The sequence below is a fragment of the Porcibacter vitabionis genome (genome assembly GCF_046263795.1).
In the GTDB taxonomy this organism is placed as follows: Bacteria; Bacillota; Clostridia; order Lachnospirales; family Lachnospiraceae; genus Lachnocurva.
This window is the reverse complement of the sequence record NZ_JBJYZD010000001.1, coordinates 99,595-122,542: the sequence shown is the minus strand read 5'-3', so window position 1 is coordinate 122,542 and position 22,948 is coordinate 99,595. Positions and strand designations below refer to the sequence as shown.

17 protein-coding genes are annotated in these 22,948 nt (G+C 47.4%); 9 read left to right on the top strand and 8 right to left on the bottom strand.

The genetic code is table 11. The features are described 5' to 3' along the window. The first annotated feature begins 4 nt into the window (after positions 1-4). From era to ACKX2L_RS00535, 9 genes are all read left to right on the top strand, one after another. Positions 5-916 (top strand): GTPase Era, encoded by a 912-nt coding sequence (era, locus tag ACKX2L_RS00575; protein WP_497552538.1) that lies wholly within the window; start codon positions 5-7, stop codon positions 914-916. A gap of 54 nt (positions 917-970) precedes the next feature. Continuing rightward, entirely contained in the window at positions 971-1,705 is a 735-nt protein-coding gene (recO, locus tag ACKX2L_RS00570; RefSeq protein WP_497552411.1) for a DNA repair protein RecO, read from the top strand. A gap of 150 nt (positions 1,706-1,855) precedes the next feature. Then, positions 1,856-2,581: a hypothetical protein gene (locus ACKX2L_RS00565; protein ID WP_497551209.1), complete on the top strand. Its 726-nt coding sequence runs from the start codon at positions 1,856-1,858 to the stop codon at positions 2,579-2,581. Positions 2,582-2,645: 64 nt separating this feature from the next. Beyond that, positions 2,646-4,043 (top strand): glycine--tRNA ligase, encoded by a 1,398-nt coding sequence (locus tag ACKX2L_RS00560; RefSeq protein WP_497551210.1) that lies wholly within the window; start codon positions 2,646-2,648, stop codon positions 4,041-4,043. 176 nt (positions 4,044-4,219) lie between these two features. Further along, the gene (locus ACKX2L_RS00555; protein WP_497551211.1) at positions 4,220-5,608 is read left to right on the top strand and encodes a class I SAM-dependent rRNA methyltransferase; all 1,389 of its coding nucleotides are present in this window, start codon (positions 4,220-4,222) and stop codon (positions 5,606-5,608) included. Positions 5,609-5,753: 145 nt separating this feature from the next. Further along, positions 5,754-7,157 carry a Sapep family Mn(2+)-dependent dipeptidase gene (locus ACKX2L_RS00550; protein WP_497551212.1) on the top strand — a complete coding sequence of 468 codons (1,404 nt, stop codon included), beginning with the start codon at positions 5,754-5,756 and terminating at the stop codon, positions 7,155-7,157. 151 nt (positions 7,158-7,308) lie between these two features. After that, positions 7,309-8,682 (top strand): MATE family efflux transporter, encoded by a 1,374-nt coding sequence (locus ACKX2L_RS00545; protein ID WP_497551213.1) that lies wholly within the window; start codon positions 7,309-7,311, stop codon positions 8,680-8,682. 186 nt (positions 8,683-8,868) lie between these two features. Beyond that, on the top strand, positions 8,869-11,502 hold the full coding sequence (ppdK, locus tag ACKX2L_RS00540; protein WP_497551214.1) for a pyruvate, phosphate dikinase: 2,634 nt from the start codon (positions 8,869-8,871) through the stop codon (positions 11,500-11,502). A 257-nt stretch (positions 11,503-11,759) separates the two neighbouring features. Further along, positions 11,760-12,839: an IS30 family transposase gene (locus tag ACKX2L_RS00535; protein ID WP_497550437.1), complete on the top strand. Its 1,080-nt coding sequence runs from the start codon at positions 11,760-11,762 to the stop codon at positions 12,837-12,839. Here ACKX2L_RS00535 and ACKX2L_RS00530 read toward each other — a convergent pair. The 8 genes from ACKX2L_RS00530 to ACKX2L_RS00495 all read right to left on the bottom strand — a co-directional run bounded on the left by ACKX2L_RS00530 (position 12,836) and on the right by ACKX2L_RS00495 (position 22,892). Beyond that, positions 12,836-13,099, bottom strand: a complete 264-nt coding sequence (locus ACKX2L_RS00530) for a GTPase domain-containing protein (protein WP_497552410.1) — start codon at positions 13,097-13,099, stop codon at positions 12,836-12,838. The genes ACKX2L_RS00535 and ACKX2L_RS00530 overlap by 4 nt on opposite strands. Positions 13,100-13,265: 166 nt before the next feature. Continuing rightward, complete coding sequence (locus ACKX2L_RS00525; protein ID WP_497552409.1) at positions 13,266-14,078, bottom strand: TIGR02452 family protein; 813 nt, start codon at positions 14,076-14,078, stop codon at positions 13,266-13,268. 42 nt (positions 14,079-14,120) lie between these two features. Then, entirely contained in the window at positions 14,121-14,696 is a 576-nt protein-coding gene (locus ACKX2L_RS00520; RefSeq protein WP_497552408.1) for a GNAT family N-acetyltransferase, read from the bottom strand. Positions 14,697-15,202: 506 nt separating this feature from the next. Further along, complete coding sequence (locus ACKX2L_RS00515; RefSeq protein WP_497552407.1) at positions 15,203-16,252, bottom strand: DUF4236 domain-containing protein; 1,050 nt, start codon at positions 16,250-16,252, stop codon at positions 15,203-15,205. Positions 16,253-16,497: 245 nt separating this feature from the next. Then, a complete protein-coding gene (locus tag ACKX2L_RS00510) occupies positions 16,498-16,995 on the bottom strand; it encodes an SHOCT domain-containing protein (RefSeq protein WP_497551892.1) in 498 nt (165 codons plus the stop codon). A gap of 228 nt (positions 16,996-17,223) precedes the next feature. Continuing rightward, positions 17,224-20,376 carry a type I restriction endonuclease subunit R gene (locus ACKX2L_RS00505; protein WP_497552406.1) on the bottom strand — a complete coding sequence of 1,051 codons (3,153 nt, stop codon included), beginning with the start codon at positions 20,374-20,376 and terminating at the stop codon, positions 17,224-17,226. A 33-nt stretch (positions 20,377-20,409) separates the two neighbouring features. Continuing rightward, positions 20,410-21,492, bottom strand: coding sequence for a restriction endonuclease subunit S (locus ACKX2L_RS00500; RefSeq protein ID WP_497552405.1), 1,083 nt, complete (start codon positions 21,490-21,492; stop codon positions 20,410-20,412). After that, complete coding sequence (locus tag ACKX2L_RS00495; protein WP_497552404.1) at positions 21,489-22,892, bottom strand: HsdM family class I SAM-dependent methyltransferase; 1,404 nt, start codon at positions 22,890-22,892, stop codon at positions 21,489-21,491. Before ACKX2L_RS00495 ends, ACKX2L_RS00500 begins: the two co-directional genes overlap by 4 nt. Between the last annotated feature and the right edge of the window lie 56 nt (positions 22,893-22,948).

The following is a 22,948-nucleotide window of genomic DNA, read 5'->3' as shown; positions in this document are numbered from 1 at the left end:
GGAGATAAATCCAAGCTTTCGATCCGGTTTTGTGACCATGATCGGCCGGCCTAATGTCGGAAAGTCAACCCTTCTGAACCGGCTGACCGGACAGAAGATCGCCATTACGTCGAATAAGCCCCAGACCACCAGAAACCGGATCAAGACGGTCTATACCGATGAAGAAAAGGGCCAAATCGTTTTCGTTGATACGCCGGGCATCCATAAAGCCAAAAACCGCCTGGGCGAATACATGATGAAACAGGTCAAGGAGACCTTAGGGGATGTCGATCTGATTCTCTGGCTGGTAGAGCCGAAAAGCAAAGTGCCGGAAGAGGATAAGAAAATTGCAGAGGCTCTGGCGAAAGTAGAAAAGCCCCTGATCCTTGTTATTAACAAGGCCGATATGGTGCCTCATGAGGCCCTTCTTCCGGTTATTGAGGCTTATCGGAAGATCGGAAATTTCGCAGAGATCGTCCCGATCTCTGCCTTCCGCGGTCAGGGCTGCAAGGATCTTCTGGATACGATCTTCCATTATCTTCCTTACGGACCTGCCTTCTATGATGCAGATACTGTCACAGATCAGACCGAGCGGGAGATCGCGGCGGAAATCATCCGGGAGAAGTCCCTTTATGCCCTTCAGGATGAGATCCCTCATGGGATCGCCGTTACGATCGAGAAGATGCACCCCAGGAAGGGCCGGCATCTCATGGATATCGAGGCTACGATCTACTGCGAGAGGGAATCCCATAAAGGAATCATTATCGGAAAAAAGGGCGCTATGCTGAAACGGATCGGAAGCGATGCACGTTATGAGCTGGAGAAGATGCTGGATATGAAAGTAGACTTAAAGCTCTGGGTCAAGGTCCGGAAAAACTGGAGGGACAATCCGGCTCAGCTGAAGAATTTCGGCTACAGCGAAGAAGAGGATGACTAGGAAACGAAGCGATTGGCTTTGACTATATAAAGAAAGGCAGGAGGAAGGGACAGAATGTCCGATCGTACAATATTACATGGTTGTGTCCTCTCCTCTATGCCGATGGGAGAAAATGACCGACGGATCGTACTTCTGACCCGGGAGGAGGGCTGTATTTCTGCCTTTGCCAGGGGAGCCAGGAGACAGAACAATCCATTGGGGGCGGCAAGCAGCCCCTTTACCTTCGGGGCGTTTGAAGCTTACCGGGGGCGGAACAGCTGGACTGTGACAGCCTGTGACGTGCAGAGCTATTTCACAGACATGCTGACTTCCGTAGATAATATTTATTACGGCTCTTATTTCGCAGAAATCGCCGAGTTCTACGGGCAAGAGGGAAATGATGAATCTGACCGGGTGAACCTCTTATTTGTTACACTGAAGGCGCTGGAGAAAAAAGCCATGTCATTTGACATGATCCGACGGATCTACGAACTTCGAACACTAGTGATCAATGGTGAATATCCGGATTTCTTTCACTGCGTGATCTCGGGCTCTACAGAAGATCTGCATTCCATCTCCATCTCCAAAAGGGGAGCCATTTCCGATGAAATGCGGCAGAATGTGAGAGATTGTGAACCGGTTTCCGATTCGGTACTCTATGCCCTGCGTTATGTGACGACAGCACCGATCACAAGACTCTATGCCTTCCGCTTGAAACCCGAAGCGGAAGAAGTCTTCTGCGACTTTCTTCGCCGTTATCGGAACCGCTACAAGGAGAGGACCTATCATTCCGAAGCCTTTTTAACTTGAATTCAGCACAATTTGGACTTGGCTCTATTAGCAGGGCTCCTTAGATCATTTGCATTTGCCAGAAGATAATTGAATTCCAACTCTGCAAAGTGTATAATTTTCACTTAATGAGTGAACCAGAGAATGAGCCAGGAACGATAGAACAATACCATGACCGGAAATAAGTCTGTAAGACAAGTGAATAAGAGAAAGGGCCGGCCGGTCAGCAAGGTGCGTATGCAGATGCTTAGAAGACGGCGGCGAAACTGGCTTTTAGGACTGGCTCTTATCATCGTTCTTTTGATCATTCTCATCCGGATCGCTGTGATCCGGATCAGTCCAAAATCCCCGGTTTCTACTTTGACCATTCAAAGGGATGGAAGTGTCCGTCTCGAAGAGGTCGTTGATCTGAAGAATCGTGGAGTAAGTGAAACTGAGGTAAAGCAGGGCGTCCGGAGCAGTATCTATTCCTTCTTTAAGGAGCATGGTTTCGGTTCGGCAAGGGTCAGACGTTTTTCTCATGTGGACGGAAAGCTCTACGTCGAGACTTGCTTCAAGACGATCAAGTTCTATCAGACCTATAGCGGTTATTCTCTCTATCAGGGATCTGCAAGGTCTGTGGAGAAAAAGGGTTTCCCTCTGGAAGATAATTTTCGAAAAGTAGAAACTGTTACCAAGAGAGGATCCCTGCTCAAAAGTCAGGAGGCTTTGAAGAAGGCAGAAGAAAAAGGTGATAAGGTTCTCGTGATTCAGGAAAATATTCGGGTCAGGCTGCCGGGCAAAATTCGCTATCTGAGTGACCGGGCGACTCATCTGGTCAGTGAAGATACGGTCGATATTTCTCCGGAAAATAAGGAACCGGATTCGGATATTCTGACCTGTATCATCTATCAATAATCACAAATTTTGTTTACCGATTTGTTTCAAATAACAAGTTTTATAAATAGGAGAGGAAAAAACAATGGAAAAAACCATGGATAAGATCGTAGCGCTTGCTAAGTCCAGAGGATTTGTCTATCCGGGCTCTGAGATCTACGGCGGTCTGGCCAATACCTGGGACTATGGAAATCTGGGTGTGGAGCTGAAGAATAATGTGAAGAAGGCCTGGTGGCAGAAATTTGTTCAGGAAAGCCCTCACAATGTCGGTGTCGATTGTGCCATCCTCATGAATTCCCAGACCTGGGTCGCATCCGGTCATATCGGTGGTTTCTCCGATCCTTTGATGGATTGTAAGGAATGCCACGAGCGTTTCCGGGCAGATAAGCTGATCGAAGACTTCGCTTCCGAAAACGGTATCGAGCTCAAGTCTTCCGTAGACGGCTGGTCTAATGAAGAGATGGAGCAGTGGATCGAAGAACACCAGGTTCCCTGTCCTTCCTGCGGCAAGCATAATTTTACAGACATCCGTCAGTTTAACCTGATGTTCAAGACTTTCCAGGGCGTAACCGAGGATGCTAAGAACACGGTCTATCTTCGTCCGGAAACGGCACAGGGTATTTTCGTAAACTTTAAGAATGTACAGAGGACTTCCAGAAAGAAGATCCCTTTCGGAATCGGACAGATCGGTAAGTCTTTCCGAAATGAGATCACTCCGGGTAACTTCACCTTCCGTACCCGTGAATTCGAGCAGATGGAGCTGGAATTCTTCTGTAAACCCGGCACAGATCTGGAATGGTTCCAGTACTGGAGAGGCTTCTGCCGTGATTGGCTTCTGTCTCTCGGCATCAAGGAAGACCACATCCGTCTCCGTGACCATGATCCGGAAGAGCTGGCTTTCTATTCCAAGGGAACGACTGATATCGAATATACCTTCCCCTTCGGCTGGGGCGAGCTCTGGGGCATTGCAGATCGTACCGATTACGATCTTGGCCGCCACCAGGAAGTTTCCGGTCAGGATCTGACCTATTTCGATGAGACAACGAACGAGAAGTATCTCCCTTATGTCATTGAACCGTCACTGGGAGCGGACCGTGTGGTTTTGGCCTTCCTTTGCGAAGCCTATGACGAAGAGAATATCGGAAGCGAGGAGAAGCCGGACATCCGCACCGTCCTTCATTTCCATCCGGCTCTTGCACCGGTCAAGATCGGTATTCTGCCTCTGTCGAAGAAGCTGGCAGAACCGGCAACAGAGATCTACCAGAAGCTGGCCAAGAAATACAACTGCGAATACGATGACCGGGGAAATATCGGTAAGCGCTATCGTCGTCAGGATGAGATTGGAACACCTTTCTGCATCACCTATGACTTTGATTCTGAGAATGACCACTGCGTAACCGTTCGTGACCGTGATAGCATGGAGCAGGAGCGGATCGCAATCGATGAGCTGGATGCTTACTTTGCAGACAAGTTTACCTTCTAAGGATTGATCAGGGATACCGGCCCGGGGAAACCCGAGCCGGTTCTTTTTCTCTGGAGAATTTTTCCTAAGACAGAATGCAGACCGGGGCATAGAATTCGGTGTGGAAATATAGACCTGGGCAGAAGAGCACAAATCAGATTCATCCGAAAGGCTAAAGAAATCAGGAGTTTGAATTCATGGAAGAAAATCAGAAGATAGAGAGCGAAGACCGATATCAGATCCAGGGAGACCTGATCTTAAAAAAAGGAGAGGGCCGTACCATTAAATCCGGCGGTGCCTGGATCTATGACAATGAGGTCGGAGAATTACAGAAAGCGGATGAGGCTTCTTTCCGGAACGGCGGCATCGTCCGGGTTCTGGATTTCGACGGTTATTTTATGGGCTACGGCTTCTATAATGAAAAGTCCAAGATCCGCGTCCGCATGCTTTCCCGTTTCCGGAAGGATCCCATCGATGCGGACTTCATGAAGGAACGGGCAGGGGATGCCTGGGACTACCGCAAGGCTGTGATCGATACCTCATCCTGCCGGGTGATTTTCGGAGAAGCCGATTTCCTCCCGGGCCTGGTTGTGGACAAGTATGAGGACCTTTTAGTCTTCCAGTCTCTGGCCCTGGGCATCGATGCCCTGAAGGATGACATTTTAAACGGTCTGGTCGATGCCATGAAAGCGGATGGCATCCGGATCCGCGGCATCTTCGAGCGGTCCGATGCGGCTGTCAGGAAAAAGGAAGGCCTCTTTCCGAAAAAGGGCTGGTACCCTCTTGAGAGAGAGGATGGCCTGGCTTCCTTTACCTCAGAGGATCCCAGGGATGATCATGTGATCATTACGGAAAACGGCATCCATTATGATGTCGATGTGAGAGATGGCCAGAAGACCGGCTTCTTCCTGGATCAGAAGGAAAACCGTATGGCTCTCCAGCACCTGGTCCGCCGGCTGAAGGGAAATCCGTCAAAGGTGTCTGCCTCAGACAGGGACAGAAGTAAGGAGCCAGAGACAGCTTCTGACTCGGCTGAAAAAAAAAATAAACTCAGGGTCCTCGACTGTTTTACCCATATGGGGACCTTTGCCTTGAATGCGGGATTTGCCGGTGCAGACCAGGTGACCGGCCTGGACATCTCGGAATTTGCTGTCGAGCAGGCCAGTGAAAATGCCAGAAGAAACGGCCTTTCCGACCGGGTCTATTTCAAAGCAGCCGATGTCTTCGATGCCCTTCCCAAGCTTCAGGAGGAGGGAAAGCAGTACGATATCGTCATTCTGGATCCGCCTGCCTTTACCAAGTCCAGGGAAGCGACAAAGCATGCCATCAACGGTTACCGGGAAATCAACATCCGGGGCCTGAAGCTGGTGAAGAACGGAGGCTATCTCTGCACCTGTTCCTGCTCCCATTTCATGACCCAGGAACTCTTCGAAAAGATGATCCGCGAAGCTGCCCGGTCCGCCCACAAGAGACTGCAACAGGTGGAATTCCGGACCCAGGGCCCCGACCATCCCATTCTTCTGAATGGAGATGAAAATTCCTATTATCTCAAATTTTTCATCTTCCGCTGCGTGGAGGAGAAATAGGAATCAGTCGGTGAAAATCTTTGAAAAGAGAAGCCGGTCTTGTTGATTCAATTTCACCGGTAGCATAAAATGAGAAGCAAAGGTTTATCAATAAAATACCAGGCCGGAATCGAAGAATCCGGCCTGTAGGAAAAGGAGAAATCAGATGAATCAGAAAGTTACAGAATGGATTGACAGTCATAAGGACGAACTCGTTACTGATGTAAAGAAGCTCTGCTCCATCCCCTCGGTTCTTGCAGATGCCGAAGGCGACGCCCCCTTCGGACCTGAGTGCAAGAAGGCTCTGAATACAGCCATCGACATGGCAGCCGGCTACGGCTTTGCAACCAAGAATTACGACAACTATGTCGGCACGGCCGATCTGGATCCCAGCCTGCCCCACACCCTGGACATGCTGGGCCACACCGATGTCGTTCCGGCAGGAGAGGGCTGGACCGTCACCGAACCCTTCCATGTGATTGAAAAGGACGGCCGCCTTTACGGACGCGGAACCTCCGATGACAAGGGACCCCTTCTCTGCGCCCTCTATGCCATGCGTGCCCTGAAGGAAACGAAGACCCCGCTGACAAAGGGTGTCCGCCTGATCATGGGTTCCGATGAGGAAACCGGATCCATCGATATCACAAAGTATTATGCAGTCGAGAAGGAAGCTCCCATGACCTTCTCTCCGGATGCTGAGTTCCCTCTGATTAATATCGAAAAGGGCCAGTTCCGCGGGACACTTTCTAAGAAGCTTGACGGATCGCTTGCCAAGCCGGCCCTGGTTTCTCTGGATGCCGGAATCGCTCTGAATGCTGTTCCCCAGAAGGCAAAGCTTGTCTTTTCGGGCCTCGATTTTGATGCAGAAGAGGTCAAGGCGGCCATTGCTTCCGTAGAGAAGGATTGCCAGGTTTCCTGTGAAGTGGATGCCAAAACAGAGACCATCACCATCATCGGAGAATCCGCCCACGCATCGACGCCGGAACTCGGGAAAAATGCAGGTCTTGCCGGAGTCCTTCTGGCAAACCGTCTTCCGCTTGCAAGTTGTGAAGAGACAAAGCTTTTGAAAGAGGTAGAAGTTCTCTTCCCTTATGGAGTGACGGATGGCTCTGGAATCGGCATTGCCATGTCGGATGAAGCATCCGGCGCAGTGACCTGCACTCTGGATCTCTATCATGTCACAAGAGACGAGATGTCATTCTCCTTTGATGCCCGGACCCCTCTGTGCGCCGGAGAAGAGAATTGTGTCAAAGTGGCAGAGGCTATGGCTGAAAAGGCCGGTTTCGACTGGTCGACACCGGGAATGGTCCTGCCGCATGCCGTAAGCGCTGACAGCCCCTTCGTGCAGACCCTTCTCAAGGCATATAGCGATGTGACCGGTCTGGAAGGGAAAGCCCTTGCCATCGGTGGTGGCACCTATGTTCATGATCTGAAAAACGGTGTCGCTTTCGGAGCCGTTCTTCCGGATGTTGATACCCATATGCATGGGGCAGATGAATTTATGGATATTGAGAATCTTGTGATCGCAACGAAGGTCTTTGCAGAAGCGATTGAACAGCTCTGTAAGTAAGAATATGACAGAGAACATTTGTATTGGTATTTTGCGTTTGGTTTAGCCTGAACAAGAAATATTTGTATGGAACCATATAGAATAAAAAGTGGATTGCAGTATCACCTGCTGCAATCCGCTTTTTTATAAATGACGGCTTATGGGGGTTACTATGAAATGGAAAGAAAAGGTCCTTGGGGACCCGGTATTCTTTAGAAAACTATGGGAACTTAGTCTTCCAATCGGTTTACAGAGCCTTCTGGCTGCCATGGTGGCTGCGGCAGATGCTTTCATGCTGGGACGGCTGAACCAGGATTCCATGGCAGCGGTTTCTCTGGCCTCTCAGGTTCAGTTTATTCTGTCCATGTTCACGGCGGCTGTGACGGGACCGGCGAGCATTCTGGGTGCTCAGTACTGGGGAAAAGGGGACAGGAAATCTCTGGATGACATTTTCCATATCAGCTTACGGTTGACTCTGATCATTGACATTCTTTTTTTCCTGATCTGTTTCTTCCTTCCGCAATATCTGATGGCTTTTTTTACCAATGACCCGGGTCTGAACCGGATCGGCTGCGACTATCTTCGGGTCGCCGCTGTCTCTTATCTCCTTGTCGGATTCAGCCAGCTCTATTTAAGCATGTTTCGAATCTCAGATCATGCAGCAGCCGGAGCCTTTGTTTCTTTCCTGACGGTCCTTTTGAACATCGTCTTGAATTCGGTCTTCATTTTCGGATATCTGGGAGCACCGGCCATGGGGGCAAAGGGTGCAGCTCTTGCGACGACGCTTTCCGGTTTGATCCAGATCCTGCTTTGCCTTTTTCTGTCCTATCGGCCCGGTTACCTGCATCCTTTTTTCAGAAATGCCTTTCGCCGAAACCGCCTTTTGACCGGCGATTTCATCAAGCTTTCTCTTCCGATCCTGGGAGCATCTCTTCTGTGGGGCATTGGCTTCACCTCATATACAGCCATCCTCGGTCATATGGGGACGGATGCGGCCGCAGCCAATTCTGCAGCAGCAGTTGTTCGTGACCTGGTTTGCTGTCTCTGCAACGGTATCGGGGCAGCAGCCGCAATCATGATCGGAAATGAGCTCGGTGCGGGCGAACTGGACCGGGCCAGGACCTATGGCTATCGCCTCAGGAACATTTCCTGGGTCATCGGTTTCTTTTCCATGGGCATCGTCCTCCTGGTGACGCCCCTGATTTTAAATGCTATGAAACTTAGACCAAAGGCACATGGCTATCTCTTCGGCATGATGCTGATCCTGTCGGTCTATATGATTGGGCGCTGTGTGAATACGGTTACGATCAACGGTATTCTGGATGGCGGCGGAGATACGAAATTCGATCTCTATTCCCTGATTGTCATGATGTGGTGCTTTGCTATCCCTGCGGCCTTGCTTGGAGCCTTTGTTTTCCATTGGCCGGTTCTTTTTGTCTATTTCTGTACCTGTCTGGATGAGGTCGGGAAACTTCCCTGGGTCATGGTCCGTATGAAAAAAGAAAAGTGGGTTCGGAATCTGACGAGGGAGAGAATGGAAGAATAGAGTGAATGGAAAAGGATAGAGAGAATAGGGAAGGATAGAGAGAATAGAAAAAGCAGGAAATTGCCATGGAAATTATAGTTGAATCGTTGGCAAAGTATGGTAAAATTATTAAGGTTGCCTGGGCACATTTCCATGGCATCCATCAATTTCAGTAACAATTAAATTTTTTCTAGGAGGAAAAGAGTAATGGCAAAAAAGTGGGTCTACCTTTTCAGCGAAGGTAACAAGGACATGCGTGAGCTCCTTGGCGGCAAAGGTGCAAACCTCTGCGAGATGACTAACATTGGTCTTCCGGTACCTGCTGGTTTCGTTATCACTACCGAAGCCTGCACACAGTACTATGAGGACGGCCGTCAGATCAATGACGAGATCGAAGGTCAGATCGTTGAGTACATGAAGAAGATTGAGGAAGAGACCGGCAAGAAGTTCGGCGATAAAGAGAACCCGCTTCTTGTTTCCGTTCGTTCCGGTGCACGTGCTTCTATGCCTGGTATGATGGACACCATCCTGAACCTTGGTCTGAACGAAGATGTTGTTGAGGCTGTAGCAAAGAAGTCCGGCAACCCCAGATGGGCTTGGGACTGCTACAGAAGATTCATCCAGATGTTCTCCGATGTCGTTATGGAAGTTTCCAAGAGCGAGTTCGAGAAGATCATCGACAAGAAGAAGGCTGAGAGAGGTGTTACTCAGGACGTTGAGCTGACCACTGAGGATCTTCAGGATCTGGCTGAGCAGTTCAAGGTTATGTACAAGGAAAAGATCGGCAAGGACTTCCCGACCGATCCGAAGGAACAGCTCTTTGAGGCAGTTAAGGCCGTATTCAGAAGCTGGGACAACCCTCGTGCCAATGTATACCGTCGTGACAACGATATCCCTTATTCCTGGGGTACTGCTGTTAACATCGTAGAGATGGTATTCGGTAACATGGGTGATGATTCCGGTTCCGGTGTTGCATTCTCCCGTGATCCTGCAACCGGTGAAAACAAGTTCTATGCAGAGATCCTGATGAATGCACAGGGCGAGGACGTTGTATCCGGAGCTCGTACTCCTATGAAGATCGAAGAGATCAAGAAGACTCTGCCTCATATCTATGAGCAGCTCCTTGAGATCTCCAATAAGCTGGAAGATCACTACAGAGACATGCAGGATATGGAGTTCACCATCGAGCATGGTAAGCTTTACATGCTGCAGTGCCGTAACGGTAAGAGAACCGCTAAGGCTGCTCTGAAGATCGCTCATGACATGGTAAATGAAGGCCTGATCGATAAGAAGCAGGCTGTTCTCTCTGTAGAGCCTCGTAACCTGGATACTCTGCTTCACGGTTCCTTCTCCAAGGATGTTGTTAAGAACGCAACTCAGATCGGTAAGGGACTTCCTGCAGCTCCTGGTGCTGCATGCGGTAAGATCGTCTTCACTGCAGAAGAGGCAAAGGCTCAGGCTGCAAAGGGTGAGAAGGTCGTTCTCGTTCGTCGTGAGACCTCTCCGGAAGATATCGAAGGTATGAAGGCAGCTCAGGGTATCCTGACCGCTCGTGGCGGTATGACCAGCCATGCAGCCGTTGTTGCCCGTGGTATGGGTGCTTGCTGCGTAGCAGGATGCTCCGACATCGTATTCTCTGAAGATGAAACAAGCTTCACTCTTGGCGGACATACCTACAAGGAAGGTGATGTCATCTCCTTCGACGGTTCTACCGGTAACATCTATGATGGTGCTCTTCCCGTACAGGAAGGTGCGATCGAGGATGAGGATTTCGCAACCATCATGAAGTGGGCAGATGAGATCCGTACCATGAAGGTTCGTACCAATGCAGATACTCCTGCAGATGCTAAGAAGGCAAGAGAGCTTGGCGCAGAAGGTATCGGCCTTTGCCGTACCGAGCATATGTTCTTCGCCGGTGATCGTATCAACGCTATTCGTGAGATGATCGTTGCCGATACCAAGGAAGATCGTGAAAAGGCTCTCGATAAGATCCTTCCTCTGCAGCAGGGTGATTTCGAACAGCTCTTCGAGGCAATGGAAGGTGATCCTGTCACCATTCGTTTCCTGGATCCGCCTCTTCATGAGTTCGTTCCTAAGACTGAAGAAGATATCGCAAAGGTTTGCGCTGATACCGGTAAGACTCCGGAGCAGGTTAAGGCTGTCATCGCCGGTCTCGTAGAGGCTAACCCTATGATGGGCCACAGAGGATGCCGTCTTCCGATCACCTATCCGGAGATCGCTGTAATGCAGACCAAGGCTGTTATCCGTGCAGCAATCAATGTTCAGAAGAAGCACAGCGACTGGACCATCGTTCCTGAGATCGAAGTACCTCTGGTAGGTATTGAGAAGGAGCTGAAGTTCGTTAAGTCCATCATCGTTAAGACTGCAGATGCTGAGATCAAGGCAGCTGGTGTAGACCTTTCTTATAAGGTTGGTACCATGATCGAGATCCCGAGAGCAGCTCTGACCGCTGATGAGATCGCTAAGGATGCAGAGTTCTTCTGCTTCGGTACCAACGATCTGACTCAGATGACCTTCGGATTCTCTCGTGATGATGCAGGTAAGTTCCTGAATGCTTACTATGACAACAAGATCCTTGAGAACGATCCGTTCGCAAAGCTGGATCAGGATGGTGTCGGCAAGCTGATGAAGATGGCTGTAGAACTTGGACACAAGACTCGTCCGGATATGCACATCGGTATCTGCGGTGAGCACGGTGGAGATCCTTCTTCCGTTGAGTTCTGCAACGCAATCGGTCTTGACTATGTATCCTGCTCTCCGTTCAGAGTTCCGATCGCTCGTCTTGCAGCAGCACAGGCTGTTCTGAAACAGAGTAAATAATCGATCGAATTACAAGTACCGCCCCGGTAGTTTACCGGGGCGGTTTTTTTATATACTTATATGATTTGAGGCAGGCGAGCTGGCCGGTGGCCGGAATGAAACTGCAGGTCGAGAAAACGGTCAGAAAGCCTGGTTTCGTGTTAAATATTCGACGGTAGATTGTAAAATCAAATTGAACAACTGAATAAAGAAAGACCCATAGCAGATCTTCTGGTAGAATTGAATCACCACAAAACAATCGCCGAAAGGAGTCTACTATGGGCAAAACTTATTCTACCATGATTACACCAGACCGGGAAAGAGGTCAGCATCTAAAATTTGAAGATCGATGCAGTATCCAGATCTTCCGGAAGCTTGGCTACTCCCTCCGCCGTATCGCGGAGGAACTGGATTGTTCTCCGTCGACGGTCATGTATGAGCTCCGACGGGGCACAGGAACAAGGAACGGCTCCCGCGGACGCTTTCCGCAGTACTCGGCGAAGCGTGGTCAGAAGAACTATGAGGTCAATCGTGCCCGCTGTCACAGGCCCTGTAAAGGCGATTATGCTTCTCCGTTCATCCGGTGGATGTCTGAAAAGGTAAAAGCCCACGGATGGTCTCTGGACGCCTGTGTCGGCTATGCGAAGAAGCATCACCTCTTCCCGGAGGAGACGATTCCCTGTACCAAGACGCTGTATAACGACCTCTGGGCAGGCAGGCTTCCCATTGATCCTTTTGATATCCCGGAGGCACTGTCCAGAAAACGGAAACATAAGTCTCTGCGGAAGAACAAGCGGATCTATGGAACAAGCATTGAAGAACGTCCGGAGGAAGTCATGGAACGGATCCATTGTGGACACTGGGAAATCGATACCGTGGTCGGGCGCAAAAAAGGCCGGGAATCCGTTGTGCTGACGATTCTGGAAAAGGCCAGTGACTATTACCTGGCGATCAAAATCCCAGGGAAAAACGCGGATGCGGTCATGGCAGCTCTGGAAGTTCTTAGGGAAGAGTTCGGGGCCGAGCACTTTCCAGAGATCTTCCGGACGATTACTTCCGATAACGGGAGTGAGTTCGAACGGCTTTCAGAACTGGAAGACTATGGAACGACGGTTTACTTTGCCCATCCGTATTCTTCCTGGGAAAGGGCTCAGAACGAGCGGCATAACCGTATTCTGAGACGCTTCATTCCGAAGGGAGTCTCCATAGAGCTTTTCTCTGCTGAACAGATCCTCGAGTATGCCGATGAGATCAATGCTCTTCCGAGGAGGCATTTGGGATACAGTACACCAGAAGAGGTCTTCGATACTTTCCTGGATCAGGTGTATTCAGTTGACAAGGTGCATGTGGTGGCCTAGTTATCATCAGTGTTCAATTTGTTATTGCAATTTAGGTTTTGTTCCTGGAAAAAATTGGGTTCAAAACCTATGGTATCAATCAACCTGAATTGAATCCCATCGCATTCATAGGGTTGTAAATGTACAGTTGTACCAACGATCCCAAAGCCTGTCTTGGCTTTTTCATTTTCCGGAACCTTATCGCCGAGTACTGCGTTAATCAGCGTAGACTTACCTGCTCCTGATTTACCCACAAGAAGAATATTACCCTTATTCATCATCTCATCCCCCAGTCCTTATTAAAATAACTCGTCATTTGATTATCTGTCATATCCTATGTCTACATTCTACTACTATTTGCAGCGTTACCATTATAGAATATGAAATACTTGCGAAAGGATTTCATCAATTGATCACTAGCTGAACAGCCATCAGAAATCAGTTCTATCAAATCCCATACACATCCCGAAACACCTGCAGATTCCCATCCTTCCCTTCCGGAATCGCAAAAATCACCCTGTCAAAACACTCCGCAAATCCCTCATCCACCAGAATATCCTTAAAGGCTCCGGCGACCTCTGCCGGATCATTGCCAAATGCTCCGCATCCCCAGGCTCCCAGCGTAATCGTTCGATAGCCGTTCTCAGCGGCTACACATAGAATCTGCCGGATCCGATGTCTGTAATATTCTTGTAATTCAGATAGGCTCACATCCCTGGCTCTTCCATATAGATTCGGCACAGCAGCAGAGATCACCGCCGTCGTATGCGGATGCTCCAGAAAATTCAGCGATTTATTGCGGAAGACCTCCACGCATGGCGACAGTAAAAGATAGTCCGTATCGAAGTCTTCCACGTCGCGATTACTGTCATACATCTGCCTGGCTTCCTCAGAAGAAATCGAGGCATAAAGAGTCGACTGCCGGCAGAGGGCTTCTTCCTGTGCAGACGCCCCACTCAGATATCCGCCGCCCGGATGACGCGAATTCGCGAAATTCAGAACGCAATCCGTAGACCTAGCAAAGCTGTCCTCATCACGGACTTCAATCGACTTCGTCGATACTGCACTCCCAGAATTCCCGAATCTCTCAACAAGCTCCTTCAATCCATCCGGAGAATAAACAAGAACCCTCTGATGGTCCTCTAACGAATGATCAAAGCCAACTTCTTCGCCTAGCGAATTCGTATATCCGTTGGCTTTCACGATTCCGGCATTCTCTTGGCAAACCTCAATATTCCTAACCCTATGATTTATAATCAACCTAATCCCCCTAACCTACATCATTCAACCACCTGGCGGACTTCACAGATTCTCGGCTAAATTGCCTTCTTCATCAATCTCCCGCAGCCATTCACCTTCCTCCAGCACCAGAATCCTCTCCGGCCGCGTATACCCAAGAAGTGTCTCACCTAGCGGATTGGTCCTCACATACCGGAAATCAAGCTTATCCTCCATCACCCTCCTGGACTTTTCGTTGCCCTCATAATGACAGCACCAGACCCTCGGACAATGAAGCTCCGTAAAAGCATAGGAAATCAGAACCGCCGATGCTTCCGGTGCATAGCCTCTGCCCCAGAACTCCTGCCCGATCCAGTAGCCGAGCTCCGGTTCATCCGCCTTTGCAGAAACCGAGTCTATGCCAAATTTCAGCCCGACGCTTCCAACAATCCTGTCGTCTTCCTTCTGCAGAACAGCGTAGGTTCCTTTCTTGCAGAGGACATCCCGAATGATCCCTCTGCTGTCATCTACAGACTTGTGAGGCGGCCATCCGGCTTCCGGTCCGACTGCCGGATTCGAGGCCAGCTGATATAAATCCTCCGCATCCGCTTCCGACCATCTGCGAAGAAGCAGTCTCTTCGTCTCAAAAGTATCTTTCATCCTATCGCCCACTTCTTCATCTTCAAAGCCCCTGCGTCGTCTTCTTATGACAGCTCCCTGTGTATCTTCCCATCCTTCTTCGCAGTCATATAAAGATCCTTAAGCATCAGCTTTGCTTTCGGCTCCTCTGCCAAATATAGACCGTCCTCTACTCTTTCCAATCTTTCGTACAAAGAAAGTAAGCGATTTATTAAAGGGCGGATATACCGCCAACAGAAAGCCTCCTAAACTGTGAGATTGTAAGCATTTTACTCTATTTACTTGTGAGGGGCTGACAATGAGTTCCAGAGCCCAAAACATGCCAGAAGGAAACGCATTGAGCTGGTCAATGACAGCAGCTTTTGTTCAGTTTCGCTTAATTTTCTGTCAGATCCAGGTTCTGTTTACCGATACTATTTTCTTCACTGTACCAGTACATTGAGTTTCTGTACTAGTACGTTCTATTTCTGTATTGGTTTATTGGTTAGGATTCCTTGTTTCTATACTAGTAAATTAAAATGCTTAGTTTATCGGTTCATAAATTCTTTAAACCTTTCGGCTGAGTTCCTCATCTCATTTATTGTTTCATTATTTGAACACATTAATTCAATATGAAGTCCTCTGCCAGATTCTATAAGCACCTCACCGTATTGACAAACAGGAACTTGTCTATTGTCCTTAAATCGTCTGTCTGGCGTACCATTTTTATTCACTTTGAGCCATGTCTGTCGGATAACCTTAGCATCTCTTGGCACAAACCCTGTTTCTATAAAGTTGGTCGAACCAAATCCCATATTAACATCCGAATAACTAATGGCACCGACATTCAGTTTCGAAACAACTAGAATCTTATCTGGCAGGAAATAAACTTTCTGCCTTCGTAATTTCAAACCAAATGGACGTACATTCGAATCCACAAAAAATGGCAATTTATTAATAGCCTTGGCTGGTATTCTACTAATCCCACGCGACGCACCACCACTTGTTTTCCAATTTAAACCACTCTCTGAAATCGTCTGCCAAAAACAATTATTTTTGTTAAGACTCATCCATATTGCAGATAGATCATTATAGGCAGCCTGCGATTCGGTATCAAATGAATACTCCATTGGCACCTTCATCTTCGTATGAACTACGATTTTAAGTATTACGCCGGCAATCGTTGTAAATATGAATAACGGGAAGGCTGCAAATATTATAGTAGCTATAAGCCAATTACCAAGATAATTAAGTCTAAGTGCCTTCTTCATCTGGCCTAACAGTTCTTCATATTCTGCAGGTTGATAATCATTTACGTTCACCTTCTCTGTGCTGACAGCATTACTGATAACCGCTTGCTGTTGGCTTGGATTTATGTTTCCATTACTATGAACATTATTAGTACGCTTCTGCCTTCCTTTTTCTTCAACGTATGAAAGGCCAGTACCAGGAATTGAATATGTGCGTCTTGTGGTTCCACGAGCTGTCTTTGTGTAACGTAAACCTTTCGTACCCCAGCTATATCCAATGCCGCTTTTACTGATATTTACGCGAAATCCTCCACCAAGATTGATGCTCCTCCTATAACGCATACCCATATTCTTTTCCTCCATATTCAGTTATATTCCACCATTGTATTAGGCACCCACATGTTATACCTAGCATTAACCGAGAGTGCTTATAAGTTACTAAAACTTCCCACACCGAAAAGGTGTGCTGAAAATTCAATAATGTAGGCAATAAAAAAGGAGTTCCGGTCCTTCAGATCTTCAAATATAAGCTCTGCAACGTCTTCGCCGAAAGAAGCATGTAGAAGGAGCTGCCAGGCACCGTCAAGGCTAAGTTAACTCAATAACTTCTTCTTTTGTTCATCGAACTCTTCTTGAGTGATAACGCCTGCATCAAGAAGTTGCTTATATTTAAGAAGCTCATCTGCAACGGAAAATCCAGACGATGCAACAGTACTTTCTGGATGTTTTTCTTGAGCAATAATGTTATCAAGAAAATTTGTAAGTCCAGCAGGTGCCTGAAATATACTTACTGTTTTATGACCGCCATAAGCGTTAACCTCAATATTAAGTTTTTCCTGCCCGCCTGTAGTCTTTGTCTCTGTCTTAGCAGTTCCCGCTCCAATTAGTGCTCCGGCAGGTCCGGCGATAGCACCTCCGACCAGAGCACGAGTGATTCCACCCTTCTTTTTTGTCTGAATTTTCTGACCAACGATCTCTTTATTGTAGGAGACTACTTCATCGAAGCTGTAAACTACCGGATTTTGAATACTTTTCCTCCAGATTTTTTCGTTTCCGATATAAAATAACCTATGAGTATCATCAATGGTCACTTCTTTAGAAAAGCCAGATTTAATTAACGGTGCCTGTCACACGTGCACAAAGCGCCGGTCACCTTTGACCGACACACTCACATTCAAAACCGTGTCAACAGTGCCTGTCACCAAGATCTTCCCATAATTTCATCTCCTGATCTTATTCACTTGCCACTCTTATTAACGGTGCCTGTCACCAAAATTCCTATACAGGGCAAATCTGAAGTTCTTTATAAAAGACTGGTACTACGCCACAACGCTAACTTCCGGATAATGTGTGTATACGTACTCATAGATTCTGGTTCGGTAGTCTCTGATCCGACTGTCATCATAGCTATCTGGAAGTTCCTCCCAGAGCGTGTCACGGATGAGAATATCAACAGCAGCACGGGTTTCCTGTTTATCGGTCCAGTGATCAAGCTCCGCTATTTTCTTCTTGATCTTTGCCAGTAAATCTATAGACACCCTTTTGATCTTCTTTATGTCTTCCTTTGACAAATCATCCCGGAAGAGTAAATCATAGATCGAAAGCTGCTCGTCATTTTCAAACCCCTCACGAACATATCGCCGCTGCTCGGTGTTCATGCTTCCGGCAAGGTTCATCAAATCCATGAAAGTCTTTTCAATTGCGGCCTTGTCCTGTTCCTGATTGTAGTTATCGATAATCTCCTGATACCGCTTCAGATAATCGATCCGTCTCGGATTCACCGCCATCATTTTCTGAATTCTGTCATAAACCGTTTCATCGAGGTCTCTTAAAAGCAGGTTCTGGTTTCTTGCCTTTTCAAATTCCCTTGAAAGAAGATTAAAATCAATCTTGCTGATATCAAATCTCTTGCTTGGAATCAGATCATTTTGACCAGCAGCATCCTCAACCGAGATGTATTCACTGATAATACGGTCGATCTCGACCATCAGGTCCGTGTTATCTACATGCGCCCTTTTCTTATAGATCTGATTCAGGATCGCGATCAGCGCTTCTGCTTCTTCTCGTAGATGATCTGATATATCATCCCGATCCAGATACTTCAGCAGCCTCCTCACCTCATCCGCATAGGTCGTAAAAGTCTTCTTTACCTTCTGGTCGCCACACATAGCATTTGCAGCATTCAGGAGAAGCGACATCTTGTTAAAGTTCTTTGCTGCAATCAGATTTTCAAGATCGAAGTTGTTTTCTTTCAGGAGAGCCCTGCCCTTTGTGATGGCTTCTGCTATTTGTTCCACCAGCTTCTCTTTATCGATTGTGGGATCGGATCCTCCTCTCCCGGAAGGGTTGGCCGTATACGCTGCCAGGGCTTTCCGAAGCGCGCCGACAATTCCAATGTAGTCGATAATAAGCCCGTTTTCTTTTCCCTCTGCCACACGATTCGCTCTTGCAATGGTCTGCATCAATGTGTGGGCCTTCATAGGCTTATCAAGGTATAAGCAGCTTAGGCACTTTACATCAAAACCAGTCAGCCACATGGCACATACGAATACCACTCGGAATGGATTGGCGGGATCCTTGAACTCTTTATCGAGTTCGCGCTTTTCCATCTTCTCACGGTGTGACTTAATATCGAGCCCCCACTTTTGGAAGGTCTTGATCTCATTCTGCTCCTGGCTGATTACGACACACATTTCCGTCTGCTTCATCCAGTTAATTTTCTTCTGGAGCTCTTCCGATTCCTGCTGCGTGAGGGTCTTTTCCCTCTCTTCGAGAGCACAGATCTCTTTTTTCCAATACTCCTGAACATAGTTATACATCCGAACGCAGGTCACTTTATTCAGGCAGACGAACATAGCCTTACCGCTTGTCCACAGATCAGAATAGTGTTCGACAAAGTCTTTTGCTATTCTTCTCAGTCTCGGTTCTGCTGTCAGAACATGGATTTCTTTTTCAAACTCGTGCTCCAGCTTTTCTTCCTGCTCTGGATCGAGATCAGCCCTCTCCACAGCATCCAGGATTTTGTCTGTAAGCATTTCGTCCTGATTGACTTGCAGTCGTTCTCCACGATTCTCGTAATAAAGAGGTACTGTCGCTCCATCCTCTACGGCGCGTTTAAAGTCATAGATAGAAACATAGCCGCCGAATGTTCTTTCGGTGATATTGTCATCCGCAAGGAGCGGCGTTCCGGTAAATCCAATTTTCGAAGCATCCGGGAGTAGACGATCCATGTTGTTGGCGAAGATGCCGTATTGACTGCGATGTGCTTCATCTGACATGATCAATATGTCGTGATCCACTTTAATTGGTTTAGCGTCCGGCTTGTTGAACTTCTGGATCAAAGTGAAAATGAAGCTGGGATTTCCCTTCAATTTGTTGATCAGATCATCACCGCTGGTCGCGATATACTCTGTTGCTTTAGCTTTCCCAAGAAGCCCGCAGCCTTCAAATGTTCCACTAATTTGCCTGTTGAGCTCATCGCGGTCGGTCAGTACTACGATTGTTGGTGAGCCCTGGAACTTCCGCCTTATCTTCTGGGCAAGAAAAACCATAGAGTAGCTCTTCCCGGATCCCTGTGTATGCCAGAAAACACCGAGCTTTCCATTACGGAGCTTCCGGTCCGCATACGCCTGCACTGCTTCATTCACGCCCAGGTACTGGTGATTCCTGGCGAGAATTTTTGCTGTTTTTCCGGAAGAATGGTCAAAGAGAATGAAGTTTTCAAAAAGATCAAGGAAGTTATCTTTCCGGCAAATTCCCCGGAGCATCGTTTCCAGGGCTACATTTCCTTTATCTCCCTCTTTCAGGCGCTTCCATTCTGAGAAGAATTCATACTTGCTGCCGAGTGTGCCCACCTTTGCTTCTGGACCGTTAGCCAAAATCAGAAAGGCATTGTAATAAAAGAGATGCGGGATTGTATCCAGATAATCTGTGTAGTTCTTGTTATAAGCAACCTCGACATCTACATCGGTTCTCTTAAGCTCGATAAACATCAGCGGGATGCCGTTAACAAAGCCGACGATATCTGTCCGCCTTCTGTACAGATCCCCATAAATCTTCAGTTCTTGCACGGCAAGGAAGCGGTTGTTATCAGGATTGGAGAAATCGATCACCATGGCGAGTTTGCTATCCGTCTTACCATCTGGGCGCTTCACAGTCACCCGAATCCCGTTGCGGAGCATGATGTACTTCTCTTCATTGATCTGTAGAAGTGACGATGTTGAAAGATGCGAAGAAATCTTATCCTCCGCTTCTTTGATCTGCTGATCCGTAATCCACGGATTCAGGCGTTTCAGGGCTGCAGTAATGTCCCTGTAAAGGAGAATGTCATGATAGGACGTACGTCCAAGAGTACCGTTCCCCCCGAGCACTTCTTTGTCATATGCAAAAACGGTATCCCACCCAAGTTCATCATGCAGAAGGGCCGCAGAGCTATCCTGCACTAATTTATTTTCGGAATAGTCATATGCCACAGTGGGTCCCCTCCCTTCCATTCAGTAAACTTACTATACTTCGATCTCACCGGACATCAGCTTAGGAAGTAAGCGATCACGGGCTTCTGCAGATAGATACATTTCATCACGTAAATCTTGTATTTTTTCTTGCAGCACGCTTACGTACCCGTCAAATAGTTCAGCATTTTTTTTGTCTGGAACGAGCAAGCTTTCTGCTTTTAAATACTTAAAGTGCCTTGCATAATGGTAATTTGATAAGTCAATATTAACAAGACCATAATATAATAAAGATTGGGGCATATTTGTTGTCCTACTAACTATAAGCTGAGTTCCATCAGCGCCTCTTGCGAAAGGAAACTGAATGTACTTAAGAATTCTTGTGTGATCTCCAAAAACTATGACTGGCATATGTAAGTCAACTAATGCGCTTTTTTCATCAGTATATCCCGCAATGAATACTTTGCTCTGATCGATAACCGGTATTTCTCCATTCTTTTTGTAGCACGAAGCAGGGATTTGAGTGGTTCTTGGCACTTTCCCAATTAAATCCCCAACGGTCTTCTTTCTCCACCCCTCCGGAACACCATCAACAATCTTGCAATTCTCATGTCCAGGGAAGTGCAGATCAACAAACCATTCCTTATACAGACGCTGTGCTGCTTCTTCTAGGAGCTTGATCTGACGGTTGTTATTTTCAATGAGGTCGTCGTAGGTGGAAAGAATGTTTGCAATATTTTCCTGAATATAAATGTTAGGGATGTAAACTATAATATTATTTATTATGTTAGGCGTAACATGAGGTATTGCAGAGCCTCCTTGTAACCCCTGTAATTCAGATTCGTGACTTTTCATCAAATAATATAAAAAATCATGATTTATGTTTTCTTTAGGCTGTATCAAGAAACCATCTGTTACAAAAATGGGTTCATTCCAATGTGAAATAAAGCCTGCCGACGCGCCACTTCGCGAAACAACGATTGCTTTACCTGTATGATTAAATTGGTCAATGTAATATGCTGGTTCCCTCCCACCAAGGACTACTGGATAAGGTCCAGCTTTGGAATCTTTCTTTGTAATACTTTTTCCTTTTTTTATATAGATCAGTTCTCCCAATATATGACGTTCCCAACTCATAGCCCCATCTCCTCCAGATTCTTGGAAATGGTATCCATCAGTCGATCGTTCTCATCATGAAGCGTCAATAACTCTTTGTGGATCTCTTTCATGCGTTCTTCAAAATCCACACCGTCATCCTCGACCGGCGCGACGCCAACATATGCACCGGGAGTAAGGCTCCAGCCCTTATCTTTGATTTCTTCCTCAGTTGCGATCTTGCAGAGGCCTGAAATATCCTGATATTCCCCATCACCAAACTTCTCATACAACCACAGAGCGTCTTTTGCTGTGGTCAGTACCTCTTGATCCCATTCCAGTTTTTCATCCCACTTCTTCTGGACAACCTTCTTGTCTTTCCGCTCAGCACTGTCTACATCCTTCTTGGCTTGTTTCTGCTGATCCTTCAGGTACTTCTTCAGATTGTCTACAGTTGTAGTAAAATTCTCCGTGATCGCAGCTTTGATCGGGTCTGTACTCTCAACTTCATTCGCATACTTTTTCAGCGCATCCCTGTACTCATTCAGAAGAGCCGCATACTTTTCCGTCTCGCCTCTATACAGCCACACGATCGCAGTCAAATTCTTGATCTGCCAATCCGTCCATTCGTTAAGCGTCCGATCTACAACGGTATAGTAGTTTCTGGCATCGATAAAGAGGGTCTTACCTTTGACTTTCTCCTTCTTCCCGCGATCGAAAAACCAAAGTGTACAGGGCAGGCTCCTTGTGTAAAAGAAATTATTTCCGACACTGATCATTACATCGACGTTTCCGGTTTGAACAAGTTTTACTCGAATATTCTTGTCCTTCCCAGCGGAGTCTGTCGCAGACGAGGCCATAACGAAGCCAGCGCGGCCTGTCTCATTCAGATAAGCGTAAAAATAAGAAATCCACAGATAATTGGCGTTTCCGAACTCTCCGGCTTTATTCACTCCCGGAATTCCGAACGGCAATCTCCCTGCCGCCTGCGCTGATTCCGCTTTTACCTTATCGACATTAAACGGCGGATTCGCCATCACGTAATTGCAGGACCCCGCGAGATTGTGTGCATCATGATAAAAGGTGTTTGCATCGTCTCCTGACTTAATCACACCTGTAAGCCCGTGGACCGCCATGTTCATCAAACAAAGCTGCGCATTATATTCCACCTTCTCCTGTCCATAGAAGGTCATGGTGTTGTTTGCCTGAAGGCCTTTCTGATTTACAAAATCTCCGGTCTGGACGAACATGCCGCCGGAGCCGCAAGCGGGGTCTATCTTCCTACCGTCTTTGATACAATCGCAGTATGTAGACTTCTGCACAGGAATGGGCGAAAAAGCCTGAAATAAAGGGATTCCGGCGTTTGTAGCGGGTCCGGTTGTGGCTGAACTGTAAGCAAAAGGAAGGAAAGATGTCCTTCCTGCTGTTACTGCACTTGGCATTTTGCACCCCTCCTTCCTGTGAGATGTTGTAATCGTTAAAATGTATAGTTATCGTT